Annotated in this window: 11 protein-coding genes; 3 read left to right on the forward strand and 8 right to left on the reverse strand. The window is 69.6% G+C overall.

The window, feature by feature from the left end:
• Positions 1-575 precede the first annotated feature (575 nt).
• Positions 576-2369 (reverse strand): methionine--tRNA ligase, encoded by a 1794-nt coding sequence (gene metG, locus VE172_RS05340; protein ID WP_324798209.1) that lies wholly within the window; start codon positions 2367-2369, stop codon positions 576-578.
• A 44-nt stretch (positions 2370-2413) separates the two neighbouring features.
• Positions 2414-3955 (reverse strand): alkaline phosphatase D family protein, encoded by a 1542-nt coding sequence (locus VE172_RS05345; RefSeq protein WP_324798212.1) that lies wholly within the window; start codon positions 3953-3955, stop codon positions 2414-2416.
• Between the two features lie 96 nt (positions 3956-4051).
• On the opposite strand from VE172_RS05345, the gene VE172_RS05350 reads away from it, so the two are divergent.
• Both VE172_RS05350 and VE172_RS05355 read left to right on the forward strand, forming a co-directional pair.
• Complete coding sequence (locus tag VE172_RS05350) at positions 4052-4756, forward strand: hypothetical protein (RefSeq protein WP_324798215.1); 705 nt, start codon at positions 4052-4054, stop codon at positions 4754-4756.
• Positions 4757-4851: 95 nt separating this feature from the next.
• Positions 4852-7128, forward strand: coding sequence for a transglycosylase domain-containing protein (locus VE172_RS05355; protein WP_324798218.1), 2277 nt, complete (start codon positions 4852-4854; stop codon positions 7126-7128).
• A gap of 3 nt (positions 7129-7131) precedes the next feature.
• Here the strand turns inward: VE172_RS05355 and VE172_RS05360 are convergent, their stop codons facing one another.
• Complete coding sequence (locus tag VE172_RS05360) at positions 7132-8397, reverse strand: hypothetical protein (protein WP_324798221.1); 1266 nt, start codon at positions 8395-8397, stop codon at positions 7132-7134.
• Between the two features lie 131 nt (positions 8398-8528).
• On the opposite strand from VE172_RS05360, the gene VE172_RS05365 reads away from it, so the two are divergent.
• Positions 8529-9596, forward strand: a complete 1068-nt coding sequence (locus tag VE172_RS05365; RefSeq protein ID WP_349258265.1) for a DUF4185 domain-containing protein — start codon at positions 8529-8531, stop codon at positions 9594-9596.
• On the opposite strand, the gene VE172_RS05370 is transcribed toward VE172_RS05365, so the two are convergent.
• From VE172_RS05370 to VE172_RS05390, 5 genes are all read right to left on the reverse strand, one after another.
• On the reverse strand, positions 9593-12250 hold the full coding sequence (locus VE172_RS05370) for a stealth conserved region 3 domain-containing protein (protein ID WP_324798228.1): 2658 nt from the start codon (positions 12248-12250) through the stop codon (positions 9593-9595). The genes VE172_RS05365 and VE172_RS05370 overlap by 4 nt on opposite strands.
• 75 nt (positions 12251-12325) lie before the next feature.
• Positions 12326-13321: a glycosyltransferase gene (locus VE172_RS05375; protein WP_324798231.1), complete on the reverse strand. Its 996-nt coding sequence runs from the start codon at positions 13319-13321 to the stop codon at positions 12326-12328.
• A 37-nt stretch (positions 13322-13358) separates the two neighbouring features.
• Positions 13359-15914 (reverse strand): PEP/pyruvate-binding domain-containing protein, encoded by a 2556-nt coding sequence (locus VE172_RS05380; protein WP_324798233.1) that lies wholly within the window; start codon positions 15912-15914, stop codon positions 13359-13361.
• A gap of 42 nt (positions 15915-15956) precedes the next feature.
• Positions 15957-16646 carry a TetR/AcrR family transcriptional regulator gene (locus VE172_RS05385; protein ID WP_324798236.1) on the reverse strand — a complete coding sequence of 230 codons (690 nt, stop codon included), beginning with the start codon at positions 16644-16646 and terminating at the stop codon, positions 15957-15959.
• Between the two features lie 555 nt (positions 16647-17201).
• A partial coding sequence (locus VE172_RS05390) for an ABC transporter ATP-binding protein (protein ID WP_324798239.1) occupies positions 17202-17680 on the reverse strand: 479 nt, incomplete at its 5' end.

Consider the following 17680-nt stretch of genomic DNA (forward strand, 5'->3'; position numbering starts at 1 on the left):
AACGACATCGTCCCCGACGAGCTGCTGTCGAAGGTCAAGGACACCGTCACGGCGCTATTGAGCTGCTGAGGACACCTCCCTCTGCCACGGCGGGGTGGGAGGGGACGGTCGGCAATGGGGGGAACGGTTGTGGGGCAGGCACCCTTGGGGTGGCTCGCGCAGGATGCCAGTCGACACGGTCATGGCTTTGGTGAGTCGCTGGGCGAACTCCCTCTGCCGCGGCGGAGTGGGTGGGGACAGTCAGAAGTCGGGGGCGGGGTTGCGGGGCGGTTTCGAACGAGGTGTGCATGGCCGTCGTGGTTTGACCGAGGCGAACTCCCTCGGCGGCGGGGTGAGTGGGGACGGTAGGCAATGGGGAAACGGTTGCGGGGCAGGCACCTCTGGAGTGGCTCGCGCGGGATGCCAGTCGACACGGTCATGGCCTTGGTGAGTCGCTGGGCGAACCCCGTCGGCGGCGGAGGGACAGCGGGCGGTCGGGTATCGAGGGAGTCGTTGCGGGGCAACGATCCTGGCTTATGGTGACGGAGCTTGGTGGCCCCGAGCGTCAAAGCTCGGAGCCACCAAGCTCCGTCTACTTACGACTCCAGCCGCGCTATCTCCTCGTCGATGACGGACGCGTCGAGCTTGGTGAAGATCGGCGTCGGCTTGTCCAGGGGCTGGCCCACCTTCACGGGGCGGGACTCCCAGGTCGGGACCTGTGAGTAGTCGCCCGTGAGGATCGAGTACGAGCCGTCCCCGATGGCGCCCGTGCCGTCCAGGTCGGCGACCTCCTCGATGCGGGGCATCGGGGCGAAGACGCCCTCGCCGCCGAGCAGCTCGTGGATCTTTTGGGCCGAGAACGGCAGGAACGGCGACAGGAGGGTCTTGCAGTCGTCGACGGCCTGCAGCGCCACGTGCAGCACCGTGGCCATGCGGTCCTTGTCCTCCTTGAGCTTCCACGGCGCGGTGTCGGCCAGGTACTTGTTGACCGCCGCGACGGTCTTCATGGCCTCGCCGACGGCGGCCTTCACCTTGTTGGCGCTCAACATGTCGCCGATCGTGGTGAACGCCTCCTTCGTGGACGCCAGCAGCTCGGTGTCCACATCGTGCAGTTCGCCCGCGGCGGGGATCTCGCCGAAGTTCTTGGCGGCCATGGCCACCGAGCGGTTCACCAGGTTGCCCCAGCCCGCCACCAGCTCGTCGTTGTTGCGTCGCACGAACTCCGACCAGGTGAAGTTGGTGTCCTGGTTCTCGGGCCCCGCCACCGCGATGTAGTACCGCAGGGCGTCGGCGTCGTAGCGGGCCAGGAAGTCGCGCACATAGATCACGACGCGCCGCGAGGACGAGAACTTCTTGCCCTCCATGGTGAGGAACTCGCTGGAGACCACCTCGGTGGGCAGGTCCAGCTCGCCCAGGGAGCCGGGCTTGCCGCCGTGGGTGCCCTTTCCGTTGTTGCCCAACAGCATCGCGGGCCAGATCTCGGCGTGGAAGACGATGTTGTCCTTGCCCATGAAGTAGTACGACAGGGCCTCGGGGTTGTGCCACCACTGGCGCCACGCGTCGGGGTCGCCCGAGCGGCGCGCCCACTCCACCGACGCCGACAGGTAGCCGACCACCGCGTCGAACCACACGTACAGCTTCTTGTCGGGGCGGTCCCGCCAGCCGTCCAGCGGCACGGGCACCCCCCAGTCCAGGTCGCGCGTGATGGCGCGCGGCTTCAGGTCGTCCAGCAGGTTGCGGGTGAAGCGAACCACGTTGGGGCGCCAGGCATCCCGAGTGTCCAACCAGGAGTTGAGCGCGTCGGCGAAGGCGGGCAGGTCGAGGAAGTAGTGCTCCTCCTCCACGAACTTCGGCGTCTCGCCGTTGATGCGCGACTTCGGGTCGATCAGGTCGATCGGGTCCAGCTGGTTGCCGCAGTTGTCGCACTGGTCGCCGCGCGCGCCGTCGTAGCCGCAGATCGGGCAGGTGCCCTCGATGTAGCGGTCGGGCAGGGTGCGCCCCGTGGACGGGGAGATCGCGCCCATCGTCGTCTTCGGGATGATGTACCCGTTGTCGTACAACGAGGTGAACATCTCCTGCACCACGTTGTAGTGGTTGCCCGTGGTGGTGCGGGTGAACAGGTCGTAGGACATGCCGAGCGCGTGCAGGTCCTCCACGATGATCCTGTTGTACTTGTGCGCCGCCTCCAGGGGCTTCACGCCCTCCTCGTCGGCCTGCACCAGGATCGGCGTGCCGTGTTCGTCCGTCCCAGACACCATGAGCACGTCGTGACCGGCCATGCGCATGTAGCGGCTGAAGATGTCGGCGGGAACCCCGAAGCCTGCTACGTGACCGATGTGTCGCGGGCCGTTGGCGTAAGGCCAGGCGAGCGAAACTAGAACATGACTCATAGCCAAGAATCGTAGTAGTCGCCCGCCGGGCCCCGCATTCGCGTTTAAGCGCCGAGCGTCTTCGTCCACAGCTCCTTGCCGCCGATCTCCATGAGACGGACGGTCAGGTCCTTGGACGCCGCGTCGATCGCCACCTCGCCGTAGAACTGGTAGCCGTCCAGCGGCGTGGTGTTCTGGTGGTCGGCGTCGGGCGCCTTGGCGAACTCGACCTTGGTGCCGAAGGTGGTGTCGACCTTGTTGGGGCCGAAGGCGCCCGCGTTGATCGGACCGGTGATGAACTCCCAGAACGGATCGAAGTCGGTAAATGCCGCGCGGGACGGGTCGTAGTGGTGGGCCGCGGTGTAGTGGACGTCGGTGGTGATCCACACCAGGCCCTTGATCTTGGACTTCTTGATGTACGACAGCAGGCCGGCCAGCTCGATCTCGCGGCCCAGGGGCTTGCCGTTGTCGCGCTGCCCGATGCCCTCGATGTTCTTGGGGCCGTCGCCGATGATGTTGGCCAGCGGCGTGTCGTTGGCGATCACCTTCCAGGTGGCCTTGGAACGCGCCAGCTCCTGCTTCAGCCAGTCCAGCTGGATCTTGCCGAGCACCCGCCCGCCGTCGGGCGAGTCGTTGAGGGTGTTGGGGTCCTTGTAGGTGCGCATGTCGAGCATGAACACGTCGAGCAGCGGGCCGTGCGAGATCTTGCGGTAGATGCGGCCCTCGCCGTCGGGCTTCAGGGGGTTCGGCGTGTACTCGGCGAACGCCTTGCGGGCGCGGGCGGCCAGCACGTCGACGCTCTTGATGGTGTAGTTCGGGTCGTCGTGGATCTCGCCGGGGTACCAGTTGTTGAGGACCTCGTGGTCGTCCCACTGGTTGATCATCGGGGTGGTCGACAGGAACGCGGAGAGGTTCTCGTCCTTCAGGTTGTACTGGTACTGGCCGCGGAACTCCTTGAGCGTCTCGGCGACCTTGGACTTCGCGTCGCTGGTGACGTTCTTCCACACTCGGCCGTCGGGCAGCTTCACCGTCTCCCGCAACGGGTTGTCGCCGTAGTAGAAGTCGCCGCTGCACAGGAAGAAGTCGGGGTCGGACTTGGCCATGTCGGCGAAGATCGTGTAGCCGCCGATGTCGGGGTTGCGGCCCCAGCCCTGCCCGGCGATGTCGCCCGACCACACGAAGCGGACGTCGTGGCCGGCGGCGGGGGTGGTGCGGAAGGAGCCGGTCAGCGGGTGCGACCTGTGCTCGTCCTCCGCCCACACTCGATAGTGGATGGTCTTTCCCGCGGGCAGGCCGTCGACCCTGGCCTTGCCGGTGAAGTCGTTGGCGGCCATGAAGTTCGAGCCGCGCACCTTCCACGAGTGCTTGAAGTCCTCGCGGGTCGACAGCTCGACCCACATCTTGCCGGATCGGTCGGCGCGGGTCCAGATGACGCCGCGGTCGCCGTTCACGTCCCCGGACAGCACGCCGTGCGTCAGGTTGGGCCTATCGCGATCGAGCATCGGCCCGGCCAGCGCGGTGGCTCCGCCGCCCAGCGCGACGGCGCCACCCAGCACGGCGCCACCCCACAGCAGTTGGCGGCGGTTCAGGGTCTTGTTGCGCGACATTGTTCCCTTCCGAGTGTGATGCGGGATTCCTGTTTGTTAAGGGGCTTCGTGAGTGTAATGCCCGTGTTTGAACGGTTGGGATGGTGGAATTGGCGAATGTCCGACAACAGCGGAACGTCCCGACCCGAGCACACCGGCGAGCTGATGGCGGGGCTGGAGATCGTGGGCGCGCCCGCGCCGCCGCCGCGGCCCCCCGAGGTGGAGGAGACCAGGGAACACGCCCTGGAACCGATCCGGGAAATGTGGCGCGGCGCCGAATCCCGCACCGCGCCGGCCCCGCCGCCCGCGGTCGTCGCGCCGCCGTCCGAGCCGGACGAACCCCGCTCGCTTCTCGTGGCGCTGCCCGGGCTCATCATCCTGGCCGCGCTCGCGGCGTTCTTCGCGTGGACCGGAGCCGAGGCCACCGTGATGGCCGCCGGTCACTCCTCCGACGGCGTGATCGTGGTGCACGAGTGCGCGGGCGGGGCGGCTCCGCGCTGCGTCGGAACCTTCCAGCCGCCGGGACACGCCGAGCCGCTTCCGGGCCTGCGGGTGATCGGGGACGAAACGGCCAAGCACCCGCACGCCGCCGTGCCCGCCCGGATCGCCTCGAGCCACGCGGCCACGGCGTACGTCGGCGGCACCGGCGGCCTGTGGTGGCGGGCCGGGCTCGGGCTCGTCGCGTTGCTGGCCTGCGGTTTCGGCATCGCGGCGGTCACCGGGGCCTGGCGCTGGCGGGGCCGGGCCCGCTCGGCGGCGGTGCTGTCGAGCCTGGCGGCGCCGCTGGCGCTGTGGCTGCTGGCCGTCGTGCTGGCCTGGTGATGCTCACCCGGTCAGGTGACCGTGGCCACGCAGGGCAACCTACAGTTCGCTGAACGCGTCTAGCCCACGTAGGTTCTTGCGGGGAGGTGGCGCAGTTGACGGACAGTGAGGGCGCGGTGCGGATCAGGCCGGGTGCCGTGTGGAGGTTTCTCAAGACCAGCGTGATCGCGGGGCTGGTCGTGACGCTGGGGTTTCTGCCCGTCGTGATCACCGCGGGGCTGGTGACCAAGTCGGGCGCGGACGATTTCAACACCCTGCCGGCCAACTTCAAGCTCCCCGACGCCCCCGAATCGTCCACCCTGTACGCCTCGGACGGCAAGACCGTGCTGGCCACCTTCGGCGACCAGTACCGGATCAAGGCCAAGGCCGACCAGATCTCGCAGCCGATGAAGGACGCGATGGTCGCCGCCGAGGACGTCCGCTTCTACCAGCACCACGGCGTCGACTCCAAGGGCATCGCCCGCGCGCTGGTCGCCAACTTCACCTCGGGCTCGGTGTCCGAGGGCGCCTCCACCATCACGATGCAGTACGTCCGCCAGGTGCTGGCGTACACGGCGCGCAACGAGAAGGAGGCCGCCGAGGCCACCGCCACCACCCCGGAGCGCAAGCTGCGCGAGGCGCGCTACGCCATGGCCATCGAGAAGAAGATGTCCAAGCAGGAGATCCTCACCGACTACCTCAACACCGTCTACTTTGGCCACGGGGCCTACGGGGTGGGCGCCGCCGCCAAGGTGTACTTCGGCACCACCGCCGACAAGCTGACCACCAACCAGGCCGCCACGCTGGCGGGCCTGGTGCAGTCGCCCAGCCAGTACGACCCGATCAGCGGGGACGCCGGAGCGGCCGAGCACCGCCGCGACTACGTGCTCAAGCGCATGGTCTCGGCCGGCACCCTGTCCAAGGCCCGGGCCGCCGACATCAAGAAGAAGAAGCTTCCGCTGCACCCGGAGAAGGTGCCCGGCGACGCCAACGGCGCCGACGGCAGCAAGTACGGCTTCTTCGCCGCGTACTTCGAGCAGTGGTGGTCGAAGCAGAAGCAGTTCGGCGCCACCGCGCAGGACCGGCTCAGCCTGCTGTCGCGCGGCGGCTACAAGATCGTGTCCTCCCTGGACATCAACCTGCAGAAGACGGCCCAGGCGTCCATCGACGCCAAGCAGGGCAAGGATTCCCAGTACGCGCTGGGCTCGGTGGCGGTGCAGCCCGGCACCGGCGAGATCAAGGTGATGGCCGTCAACCGCGACTACAGCGCCGACGGGTCCAAGCCCGGCAACACCACCAACCCGCTGTTGACCGGCGGCGGCGACTTCTCCGGTTACCAGGCCGGGTCGACGTTCAAGATGTTCACCATGCTGGCGGCGCTCAGCCAGGGACGCAAGCTCGACACCAGCTTCTACTCGCCGCAGCGCTACACCTCCTCGTACGTGGGCGGATCGGGCGACTCGGCGTGCGGCCAGTACTGGTGCCCCAGCAACGCCAGCTCGTCCATGACGGGCACGCAGAACATGTGGAGCGGCTTCGGCAAGTCCGTCAACACCTACTTCGTCCAGCTGGAGGAGAAGGTCGGCGCCGACAAGGCCGTGGCGATGGCCGAGAAGCTGGGCCTGACGTGGCACAACAAGTCCGACCAGCAGCAGGCCGACAACGCCAAGGGCTGGGGCGCCTTCACCCTCGGGGTCTCGGCGACCACGCCGCTGGAGATGGCCGCCGCCTACGCCACGGTGGACGCCGACGGCCTGTACGCCAAGCCGATCCCGGTGTCGTCCATCAAGGACTCCTCGGGGCACAAGATCGCGGTGAAGACGACCACCAAGCAGGTGATCGACAAGGACGTGGCCCGCGCGGCCACCGACGCGGCGCGCTGCCCCACCGGCTACGGCGCCGCCACCGGCGACTGCGGCAGCTGGGGCACGGCCACCCAGGTGGCGGGCCAGGTGGGCGGCCCGGTGGCGGGAAAGACCGGCACCACCGACGGCGACTCGACCGCGTGGTTCGCGGGGTTCACCCCGAACCTGGCGGTGGCCTCGTTCATGGCCGACCCCGACGACCCGAGCAACTACGTGCCGGGCGGCTCCACCAACCTCCCGGTGAACCTGTCGGCCGACATCCTGGGCGCCGGCTGGCGTGCCGACCCCAGCGGCGAGTTCACGCCGCCGTCGTCCGACCTGGTCGGCAACGGCAAGGCCAGCCAGGACAGCCGCGGCGGCGACGACGGCAACGGCGATCACCCCGGCGACGGCCAGGGTGACGGGGGCGACGGCAACGGCGGTCACGGCAACGGAAACGGCCATGGCAATGGCGGCGGCGGCAACGGCGGTGGGGGCGACGGCGGCGGCCTGTTCGGCGGCGGAGGGATCTTCGGCCGCAGGCAGTGACCGTCAGGTCGCCGCGTAGGTGTGCTCGATCTGTTGGACGTCTTCGAGTTCGCGGCCCGGGACCCAGCATTCGTAGACGGCCCGCTCAGTGCACTCGGCGTCGGTGATCTTGACGGCCTCGGTGTCGGGGTGGCGCAGGCGGACGCGGACCCAGTCGTCCTTGGTGCCCGCGATGACGCAGTCGGTGTCGCGCCAGCGCCCCACCAGGTGTGATCTGACCACATTGGTCACCACGAAGCGGGCGGCGGCGGACTTGGCGCGCACCCGGTATTCGTGCGGGGGGTCGGCCACGGCCGGGTACTGGCGGCCGGAGTAGGTGCCGAACAGCCCGATGTGGGTGGCGTTGGCGACCGGGAACGCCTCCTGGTTCGGCGGCACCCCGGGCAGCACGTGCAGGAAGTCCCTCCACTGTCGACCCGCCATCCGGGTCCAGGCGCCGCGCTCGCTGAGATACTGGTACACCACGATCTCCGAGCCGTCGGGGGTGTAGGCCAGCAGCTCGCTGCGGTCGGGCAGCGGCAGGTCGGCGATGTCGACGGTGACGAACTCGGGAATCAGCTCGGCGCGGCTGGGCAGGAAACCGGTGCCCAGGACCGGCGCGCCGCGGCGGTCCGAGCCGGCCATCGACACCAGCCCCGCGTAGTCCCTGATGGACGGCGTGGTGAAGTCGGCCGCGTCGCAGGCCCGAAAGCGCAGCGCGAACACGGCCTCGTCGCCGGGGTGCGGGTCGCCGTCCAGCACCCGGCGGTCGTCGGGCGTGCGCAGGTGCGCGGTGTCGTGCTCGCGAAAGCACACCCCCCACACCCGCGGCGCCGACGTGAGCACCCGGGCCACCTGGTGCGGCGACAGCGGCTTGATCATCTTGGTGCCCGGGACGACGCGCGCGGTCTCGCGCACCGCCGCCAGCAGCTCGTGCTCGGCCCTGCCCCCGTACGGCGACTGGCCGAGCCCCTGGATCGCCGCGGCGTCCAGCCCGTCGCCCAGCGGCGCCAGCAGCGGCGGGTCCGGGGCGGCCAGCACCGGGGCCCCGTCGCCGCGGACGTCGCGGGCGTGGGCGAACCAGCGGTAGGGGTGGGCCGCGCCGGCTCGGGGGTTGGGTAGGAAACCGGCGTCCGGGTCGTCGGCGAACAACTCGAAGGCGGCGCCGGAGGCGACGGGGGCCGCGGGGTACGTGCGACCGCGCCACTCGACGGTCAGATCGGGGGACGGGGAACCGGTGACGGTGGAAGGCCGTGGGGCGAACCATCCATCCGAGGAGGCAGTCGCCATGCCGCCACCGTAGGCGCCGACGGCGGCCGCTAGGTGACGCCCGGGTGAACGGGAGACGCTCAGTGCGCTTATGGAAGCAATATGCGCCGACCGGCTAGGTTCGACCTCCCACAAAGGAGTGAACCATGCGTATGTCCCGACGCTCCCTGGTGAAGGCCGCGGCCCTGGCGGCCGGGGGAGGAGTGCTTTCGGGTGGCGGCGCGGCCCACGCCGACTCCGGCACCAGGGCCGTCGCCAGCAGGAAGATCGGCGATCTCACCGGCCCCGGCCTCACCACCTCCTACCGCATGGAGGCCACCGACCTGGGCATTCCGGCGGCCTGCCCCGACGGCCGGACGCTGTTCGTCTTCGGCGACACCTTCGAAAACGCCGCGGTGGGCGGCGGCGACTGGCGCTCGCCGGTGGCGCTGTGGTCCGACACCTCCGACCTGAACGCGGGCGTCACCTGGTCCGGCGCGGTCGGCGGCGACACCGCCCAGCAGCTGTGGGCCTACCAGCACGACAACGACGTCTTCTCCACCGTGCTGCCGTCCGACGTGATCACCATCGGCGGCACCATGTACCTGCACGCCATGGTGAACAAGGGCCTGGGAAACGTGGTGTGGACGGAGATCTGGCGCTCCGACGACTCCGGCGCCACCTGGACCCACACCGGCGCCAAGTTCGACCCGAACCTGAACGGCGGCCTGTTCCAGCTGCTCACGTGGGGGCTGGGCGACGACGGGTACGTGTACGTCTACTCCACCGGCTTCCAGCGGGACAAGCCGATCATCCTCAAGCGCGTCAGGGCCGACAACATCGCCGACCCCAACGCCTACGAGCCCTGGGGCTACCGGGACGGCAACTGGGCCTGGGGCAACGACTGCACCCCGATCCTGGAGGGCGCGTTCGGCGAGATGTCCCTGCGCCCCCTGGGCGGCAAGTGGGTGCTGACCTGGTTCAACGCCGGCGACTACCGCATCGACGGCATGATCATGGACACCCCGACGTCCAATCTGTACGAGGCGTACCGCCAGACGCTGCTGTGGGGAGGGGCCTGGGGCCAGGAGGACGACTCCCACGTCGCCCAGCTGTACGGCGGCTACGTCATCCCCGGCTCCACACTCGACAACCTGCATCTGTCGGTGAGCCAATGGAACACCGACGCCGGCTGGCCGTACCGCGTCATGCAGTTCCGCGTCGACGGCTTCGGTTCCTAAAGCTCCCACGGCGCCGCCGACGGGTACACCCGTTCCAGGAACTGGTGCAGGTTGCGCTCCTGCGTTCCCATGCCCAGCACGGTGTGCCGGGTGGAGTTGAGGCAGAAGAACTTCGGCTGCCAGTCGACGATCTGCTTGAAGCGGGTGTAGCTGTCCTCGCGCCCGGTGTCCAGGTAGACATACTCGCCCTTGACGTTGGGCCACTCGACGGCGCGCCCGCTGGCGATCGCGTAGTACGGCGCGAACATGCTGGGCACCGCCACGTCGGTGGTGGACCGGAAGCGCGCCGCCCGGGTGGCGGCGAACTGGTCCGGGTAGCGCTTCTCCAGCTCGCCGACCAGCCCGCGCGACATGGGGAGCGGCACGTGCTTCACCCGGTGATCGATGCGGCGGTTGAAGGCGTCCTCCACCAGCTGGGTGGAGTTGTACGCCGCCCAGTCGGTGGGGATCGCGGTGGACTCGGGCTTGCCCCGGTAGATGAACTGCGACGGCGAAAGCCGCACCTTGATGAGTCCCTCGGGGGTGAAGAAGTCGTCGACGGTGACCTCGCTGCCCAGGAACACGTCGTCGTTGAAGTACAGGAAGTTCTCCGACAGCCCCGGGATGCGGTGCAGGTTCGCCTCGATGGCGTGCGAGTTGAACGTCGGCAGCGCTCGGATGTCGGGGAAGATCGCGGTGTGCGGCACCACGGTGACCCGCGAATCCACGTCCAGCCATTGCGGACGCTGGTCGTCGGTGACCAGATAGATGTTGCGCACGAACGGCGCGAACGTCCACAGCGAACGCATCGAGTAGCGCAGCTCGTCCCGGTTGGCGAAGCGCTCGGCGTTGTTGGCGCTGTTGAGCAGCGTCTCGCCGGAGGTGTCGAAGGAGCGGTACTTGTTGGCCCACTGCGGATCGGACGAATTCACCCAGGTGTACACCACGTCGATCGGGCCGGCGGCGTGCTCGGGGGGATCGTCGGCGGCTATCACCGGGCCGGGCGGCGCGGTGGGTCCGAACCACTCGCTCCAGTCCGGACGGTTCACCACCTTCTTGAGGGTGAAGTAGCGGTTGCGCATCTCGTCGTACTCGACGAAGTGCAGCGGCAGGCGGCGCCCGTGGTTGAGCGGGAACTCGCCGTCGTCCAGCTCCAACTCCAGCCACTGCACCTGCGCCAGCACCGGCGAGGTGAGCTCCTCGACGCCCACGCCGGGCGCCAGGTGGTTGCCCGAGCCCATCCGCACCCGCACCGCGGGGTGGTCGCGGCCCGCGGCCCGCAGCGCCCTCAACAGGAGCCGCTTGTCCGCCTTGGACATCGCGACCGCCGCGCCGACGGCCGAGCCGTCGCGCACGAGCCGAAGCCCGGCGGCCTCGGCGTGCGGGCGCAGCACCTCGAACAGCGACTCCCGCTGCTGCGTCGGCGTCGCCGCCGACAGCGGCGCGGCCGACAGCGACTGGGTCAGCGACGTGAAGGCCCGCTTGTGCGGCTTGCGCACCAGGCCGACCCGCCGCCGCACCCCGCGGGTGCCGTCCTTGACCCGCTGCACCACGGCCCGCGCCGAGCGGACAGCGCCCCCGCCGCCCGACTCGGGGCGGGCGGCCTTGGCGGAGGAGGCCGTGGCGAGCTTGCGGTTGCGATCGATGTAGCGCCGGGTGGTCTCGCGCACCTGCTCGACGTGGAACAGCGCGGGCGGGCCGTCGGCGGCCAGCCGCTGGATCTCCCGGGCGCACGCGGCGCCCGCGGTACCGGGGTTGGCGAACGTGGCGTCCAGGAACCGTTGGTAGGCATCGGTTTCCAGCGCCTTCTCGGCCCGCGCGAAGGACTCCATGAGGTCGTCGCCGTCCCCCCAGGTCCCGGCGAGCTCCGCCAGCCGCGAGCCGTCCTGCTCGCGTGCGGACAGCCGGTCGTAGTCCTCGGTGAGCAGGTCCGCCGAGCCGGTGAGCACCACCGGAAGCCCCGCGTACAGGGCGTCGAAGGCGGCGCCGGACAGGTCGCTGATCACCCCGTCGTGCTCCCGCAGCAGGACCGCGGGGTCGGCGTCGGAGAACACGACGCTGATGTGCGGCGGCATCCCCGAGGCGTCGTCGACGGCGGCGGCGTGATGCAGCTTCAGCGTGATGTCGGCGTCCATGGCGGCCAGACGCGGCAGGGTGGCGCGCAGCGACGACAGGTCGCCGTAGGTCGGCATGTACAGCAGACGGGGTCGCGGCTTGTCGGTGACCCGCGACAGCGGCGGGCGGCCGTCGGCGAGGTACTCGTCGAACAGCGGGTTGCCGCAGGACACGGCGTGACTGAAGCCCGACACCAGCGCGGCGGATTCGGGACCGTACATCAGATTCAGGTCGGCGTGACTGCGCCACACGCCGAACTGATAGCGCTCCTTGGCCAGGCTGTACTGCTGCGCCACCACCATGGTCTTGGATAGGAACTTCAGCGGCAGGATCGGCGTCTGGCACACCACGATGTCGAAGCGTCCGTCCAGATCGGACAGGTCGTCCTGGTGTTTCCACAGCAGCTCGGTGTTCGGCAGGTGCTCGGAGATGAACCTCTCCGACAGCCCGAAGTCCTGGTCGCGCCGCTCGCCCACCACCGCGAAGTCGTCGAGGTGTTCGGCGATGCGCCGATAGTGGAATACCTGGTATGGACTGGTGACAAGAAATGCGATTCCCATGAACGACCTCCCGGAGTACGGGTGTACTTGCACGTACACCCGCTGTTCACATTGATTCCCACGCGCATGGGGTGTCTACGGTTGCTCCGACGCCACGATGTTGGAACCGACGCGCCGCCGTTCCGCCTGGAGCTCCTCGATGCGGCGGCGCAGGCGGCGCCGTTCCCACATCCCGGCGCCGTCCTCCTGGCCCCGGAGGGCCTTGATCTCGTGCTCCAGATCCATGGCGCGCGTCGACAGCGGTTGGGGGTCGGGGGCCTGTTGCGGCACGGTCGTTTCGGCCAGCGCGTCCACGGCGGAGGCGTCCACGCCGAAGGTCGCCAGGAAGTCGTCGTCGATCCGGTAGCGGTGCTTGTGCTCCATGACCTTCTTGTAGCGAACGTTGTCGCCGCGGTCGGTGACCGCCAGGGGATGGGCGGCATACAGCCACCACCGGATGTCGTCGCCGTCCACGCCCCGGATGTACGCCCCCTGCGGGGCCAGCCGCTGCTTGATCTCCGGGTGCGTCCAGTAGTAGACCGAGCGGTGGGTCGCGATCGGCTCCACAACGGACAATCCGAGGGAATGGCTGTCGTGGTAACGGGTGTAGCCGAAGCGGGTGGACGGCACCCACATGGTCCCCAGCGTGAAGGAGAAGACCCCGCGCCGGGGCTTGCCGGTCTCGCGGCGCAGGAAGTCGTCGGCCTCGAAGCGCAGCCGCTCGAAGAAGTCCACCCGCAGCGCGTCGTCGTCGTCCAGACGGGACGACAGGATGTACTCGCGGCCCGCCAGCCGCGCCGCGTCCTTGCCCCAGTCGACGATGGCCTTGCGGAAATCGGACTTGAACTCGACCGACAGCACCTCCGCGCGCGGGACCCCGGCGATGGCGGCGTCCAGGCGTTGGCGCGCCAGCGGCGGCATCTGCTTGTCCACCACGATCAGCCAGTCGAAGTCGCGGCTGGTCTGCGCCTTCATGCACGGGACGGTGATCGCCTCGAACAGCGACATCCGGTAGTCGTACCAGGTCTCGTCGTAAACCCCGATGCCCAGCCGCGTGGCCAGCACGTGTATGTAATCTCGTGCTCCCGTCATGGCCGACATCCTATGGCGCGCAGCGGCCGAACCCGGGTTATTCGGCGTGTTGCAGCACCTCCACGACGCCGGTGTCGCCGTTGACGCGCACCCGGTCGCCGTCGCGCAGCCTCCCGGTGGCGTTACCGCAGCCGACCACGGCGGGTATTCCCAGTTCGCGGGCGACGATCGCGGCGTGCGACAGGGTGGCGCCGATGTCGGTGACCACCGCGGCGGCGCGCGGGAAGATCGGGGTCCAGCCGATGTTGGTGACCTTGGTGACCAGCACCTCGCCGACGCCGAGCCGCCCGCCGTCGGCGGGATCGTCGATGACGCGGACGACTCCCTCCACCACGCCCGGGGAGCCGGCGCCGCCGCTGACGCCCTCCGCGGCGGGGGCGGCCTCGGCGTCGGCGTCGAACAGATCGGTGCGGCGGTGGGGATCGCGCGACCACGCCTCCGGGTCGAAGCGTCCCCGGATGAAGGTCGGGTACACCGGCAGGCCGCGGTAGTGCTCGTAGGCGGCGCGGCGCGCGGCGATCGCCTCGGCGGGGGCGGCGGCCCCGCCGAGGACGTCCAGCAGCTCGGGGATGTGCAGCATGAACACGTCGTCGCCGATGCCGGTGAGCGCGGCGGCCCGCAGCACGAAGGCCCGCAGCGCCCGGAAGGAACGCACCGCCTCCGAGCGCCCCGCCTCGCGGCCCCGGGTGCCGCCCGCGGCGGCGGCCAGCCGCTTGCGCAGCCTCGCCGCCTGACGGGGGTGGGCGGCGTCGAAGCGGCGCATCGCGCCCTCGCGCGCCAGGCGCTGGCGCTCCAACAGCTCGCCGACGTCGACGGCGTCGCGCAGGCCCTCCAGCTGGCGGTCGATCCACGCGGGGTCCTCGGTGGGGCGCGGCACCGACACCTCGAACTCGTCGGGGCAGCGGTGCCCCCACCGGTCGGCGAAGGTGGCGCGGTCGATGTCGCCGCGCGACAGCTGCCACAGCCCGATCAGCGGCCCCAGGCTGGCCAGCGCGTTCTGCTCGGAGTGCAGGCCGGTGAGCAGGGCACTGGCGTCCGATTCGGACACCCGCTTGTGCAGCCAGGGACGGATGCGCACCAGCGCGGCCCCGTTGATCCGCGAGCCCGCCGCCAGCAGCCGCCCGCCGTCGTGCAGCAGGTCCTTGACGGTGTCGGTCCACAGCCGCGCCAGCTCGCGCGGGTCGTCGGCGGCGGCGATGGCGGCCAGCGCGTCGTCGACGCGCCGCGGGAACGTGGCGACGCGTTCGTCGAAGCCCTTCTGGTAGCCGCGCACGATCGAGGTGAACCGTTTCGCCTCGGGGATCGCCAGGCGCAGCAGTTTCAAGCGCCCCATCGGAAGCCGCGGCGCGGTGATGTTTCCGGGGCGCTTGCCGAAGGCCAGCTCCAGGGCGCTGTTCATGAACCGGGAGATCCCCAGCGCCGAGCCGAGGGCGTCCATCATGGACATGTTCATGTAGAAGCGGCCGCCGATGTTGCCGCTGAGCCGGTGCGGCCCCAGCGCGGCCAGGGCCATGGCGTCGGCCATGAAGATCTTCATGAACTCGAACGAGATGGGCGTCATGACGCTGGGAATCGCCTCGCCGAGGTTCGCCGAGGTCCACAGGTAGTCGCCGTCGCGCGAGTCGTTCCACACCTCGCGGGTTGCCGGCAGCGTGGTGATCGGGCGGGCCTGCACGATCTGGAAGCCCGCGCCGTCGCGCGCCCACTCCACGTCCATCGGCAGCCCGTACAGCCCCGCGATCCGCGAACCGATGTCCGCCAAGGTCTTCAGCTCGGCGTCGGGAAGCACGGCGCGGCGCCGCCGCTCCTCGGGGACGTCGCGTTCCACGGTGGAGGTGGCGGTGCGCACCGTCTCCACGGCCTTGTCGCCGATCTCGCGCCGGGTGACGGCGCCGCTGTCGGTGTCCACCACATAGGAGTCGGGCGTCACCCCGCCGCCCACCAGCGATTCGCCCAGTCCCCAGGTGGCGTTGATCAGCGTCTGCCCCGCGTCGCCCGTGACGGGGTTGGCGGTGAACATCACCCCCGACGACTCGGCCGCCACCAGCCGCTGCACCACCACCGCCAGCGTCACGTCCGCCGACCCGATCGCGTGCCGCGCACGGTATTCGATGGCCCGGTCGGTCCACAATGACGCCCAGCACCGCCGCACCGCCTCGATCACGGCCTCGGTTCCCGAGACGTTGAGGAACGAGTCCATCTGCCCGGCGAACGACGCCTCGGGCAGGTCCTCGGCGGTTGCCGACGACCGCACCGCCACGGCCGCGCCGTCCATGGGCGCGTACGCCGCGGCGATCGCGCGGGCGATGTCGCCGGGCAGCTCGCCGTCGGTGAACAGCGGCTGAATCCGCGCCGAGGCCTCCCGCAGGGCCGCGGGATCGGTGGCGTCCACATCGGCCACAATCTCCGCGATCGCCTCGGCGGCGCCTCCGGCGTCCACGAAGCTCCGATACGCGGCGGTGGTGAGGTGGAACCCTTGCGGCACGGGCAGTCCCGCGCGGGCCATCACGGCCAGCGAGGCGCCCTTGCCGCCGACGGTTTCCAGGACGGCCTCCGCCGAGTCGAGGGGGAGGCAGAGTTCTTGAGATGACATGAGCGTTGACCTTGTCTAGAGAATGTGGATGGGGCGGGGCGTTCAGCGGCGGAACCACTCGTCGAACGTGTCGTCGTCGATGAGCCGAATCGTTCCCGGCGGCGCCCCCAACAGCCGTTCCAGTGCGTCGGCGTACGCCTCGAACCGCACCCGAACGCTCTCGGGGTCCTCGTGCGGCGGATCGTCGGTGGCGAATGTGGACATGAGGGTGTCCTGCAGGTCCTGAATGATCGCGTAGATCAGTCGGCCCGTGGCCTCGGGGGCGCACGGCGCGAACTGCCCCTCGGCGATGCCCTGACGCACCACCCGCGCCAGCAGCCGCCCCGACTTGTCGCCGGCGGCCAGCCGCAGCTTGAGGCGGGGCAGGGCATTGGCGTCGCTGGCCCAGGCCCGCGCCGTGGCCAGCACCAGCTCGCGGCGGGCGTTCTTCCACTGCCCGATCGCGGCGAAGTAGCGATCGAGCTTCTCCAGCGCCGTCAGGTCCTCGGCGTCCACGATCGGGCGCACGGCGCCGACGATCTGGTCGAGCATCCGTTGCACGACGCCGTCCAGCAGGTCCTGTTTGGACGAAAAGTAGTGGTAGAAGGCGCCCTTGGAGGCCCCGGTCGACTCCAGGACGTCGGCGATGGTCATCGCCTGGAAACCCTTGCGCTGCATCAGCTGCGCGGCGGCGTCCAGAAACGCGTCCCGTTTCACGGCGTGGGCGGCGGCGTCCCTGGTGCGGGCCATCATGCCGACTCCTTTAATAAACCGACCGTCGGTCTATTAAAGGACGATAGCACGGCCATCGCGTGAACGGCGTTGGGTTTTGTGAGGTGCCACCCCGGATGTGCGAAGTGCGGGGGAGGGGAGCCGACCGGGGTGGCACCAGTCCTGCCACAGCGAAAGGGCCTGGATACACCGTATGGTGCTACGACAAGACTACACTACGTGTGGCTCCGAATGCCAACCCGCGCAACGTATCGCGACAAAAACTGTCATAAATGAACGCGCCGGACGCGAGATTCGTTGGGGGACAGCAGAAAGGGTTCCGGACTGTGGGCCCGGAACCCCGAACTGCCTGGTGGCAGGTCCTGACCCCTTCACCGGCAGGACCTACCAACCATGGGCAAGGTCGTGTGACTGATGGGTTCGGCAACCCCGGCACTGCCGCCGAGCCCATCGGGAGAGCCCCTCGCCACGAAGTGGAAACGACGCCGCTTCGCGTCACTGGAAACGCCCTTGCCCGATTCAAGTTACCGCCGCCGGCGACGGGGGTTCAGGGACTTTAGTCGCATCCTGTTCAGGCTAAGTACCCATCCTCGCGGCGGGCACCACCAGGGGCGATGTGGTCTCCGGGCACTCGATGACGCGGCAGCGCAGACCGAAGACCCGCTCCACCAGTTCGGCGGTGACCACGGCGACCGGGTTGCCCTCGGCGACAACGGCTCCGTCGCGCATCGCGATCAGGTGGGTGGCGTAGCGGGCGGCCTGGTTGAGGTCGTGGAGGACGGCCACCAGGGTGCGGCCCTGCTCGCGGTGGAGGCGGGCGCACAGGTCCAGGATGTCCAGCTGGTGCGTGATGTCCAAGAAGGTGGTCGGCTCGTCGAGCAGCAGCAGCGGCGTCTGTTGGGCCAGGGCCATGGCGATCCACACCCGCTGGCGCTGCCCGCCCGACAGCTCGTCCACCGCGCGGTCGGCGATGTCGTCGACCTGGGCGTCGCGCATGGACTCGGCGACCACCGTCTCGTCCTCGGCGGACCACTGGCGCAGCAGGCCCTGGTGCG

The sequence above is a fragment of the Stackebrandtia sp. genome, assembly GCF_035643755.1.
In the GTDB taxonomy this organism is placed as follows: domain Bacteria; phylum Actinomycetota; class Actinomycetes; order Mycobacteriales; family Micromonosporaceae; genus Stackebrandtia.

Coding starts and splice junctions, on each gene's coding strand:
- metG (WP_324798209.1), bottom strand. CDS start 2,369: ATGAGTCATGTTCTAGTTTCGCTCGCCTGGCCTTACGCCAACGGCCCG.
- VE172_RS05345 (WP_324798212.1), bottom strand. CDS start 3,955: ATGTCGCGCAACAAGACCCTGAACCGCCGCCAACTGCTGTGGGGTGGC.
- VE172_RS05350 (WP_324798215.1), top strand. CDS start 4,052: ATGTCCGACAACAGCGGAACGTCCCGACCCGAGCACACCGGCGAGCTG.
- VE172_RS05360 (WP_324798221.1), bottom strand. CDS start 8,397: ATGGCGACTGCCTCCTCGGATGGATGGTTCGCCCCACGGCCTTCCACC.
- VE172_RS05365 (WP_349258265.1), top strand. CDS start 8,529: ATGTCCCGACGCTCCCTGGTGAAGGCCGCGGCCCTGGCGGCCGGGGGA.
- VE172_RS05370 (WP_324798228.1), bottom strand. CDS start 12,250: ATGGGAATCGCATTTCTTGTCACCAGTCCATACCAGGTATTCCACTAT.
- VE172_RS05375 (WP_324798231.1), bottom strand. CDS start 13,321: ATGACGGGAGCACGAGATTACATACACGTGCTGGCCACGCGGCTGGGC.
- VE172_RS05380 (WP_324798233.1), bottom strand. CDS start 15,914: ATGTCATCTCAAGAACTCTGCCTCCCCCTCGACTCGGCGGAGGCCGTC.
- VE172_RS05385 (WP_324798236.1), bottom strand. CDS start 16,646: ATGATGGCCCGCACCAGGGACGCCGCCGCCCACGCCGTGAAACGGGAC.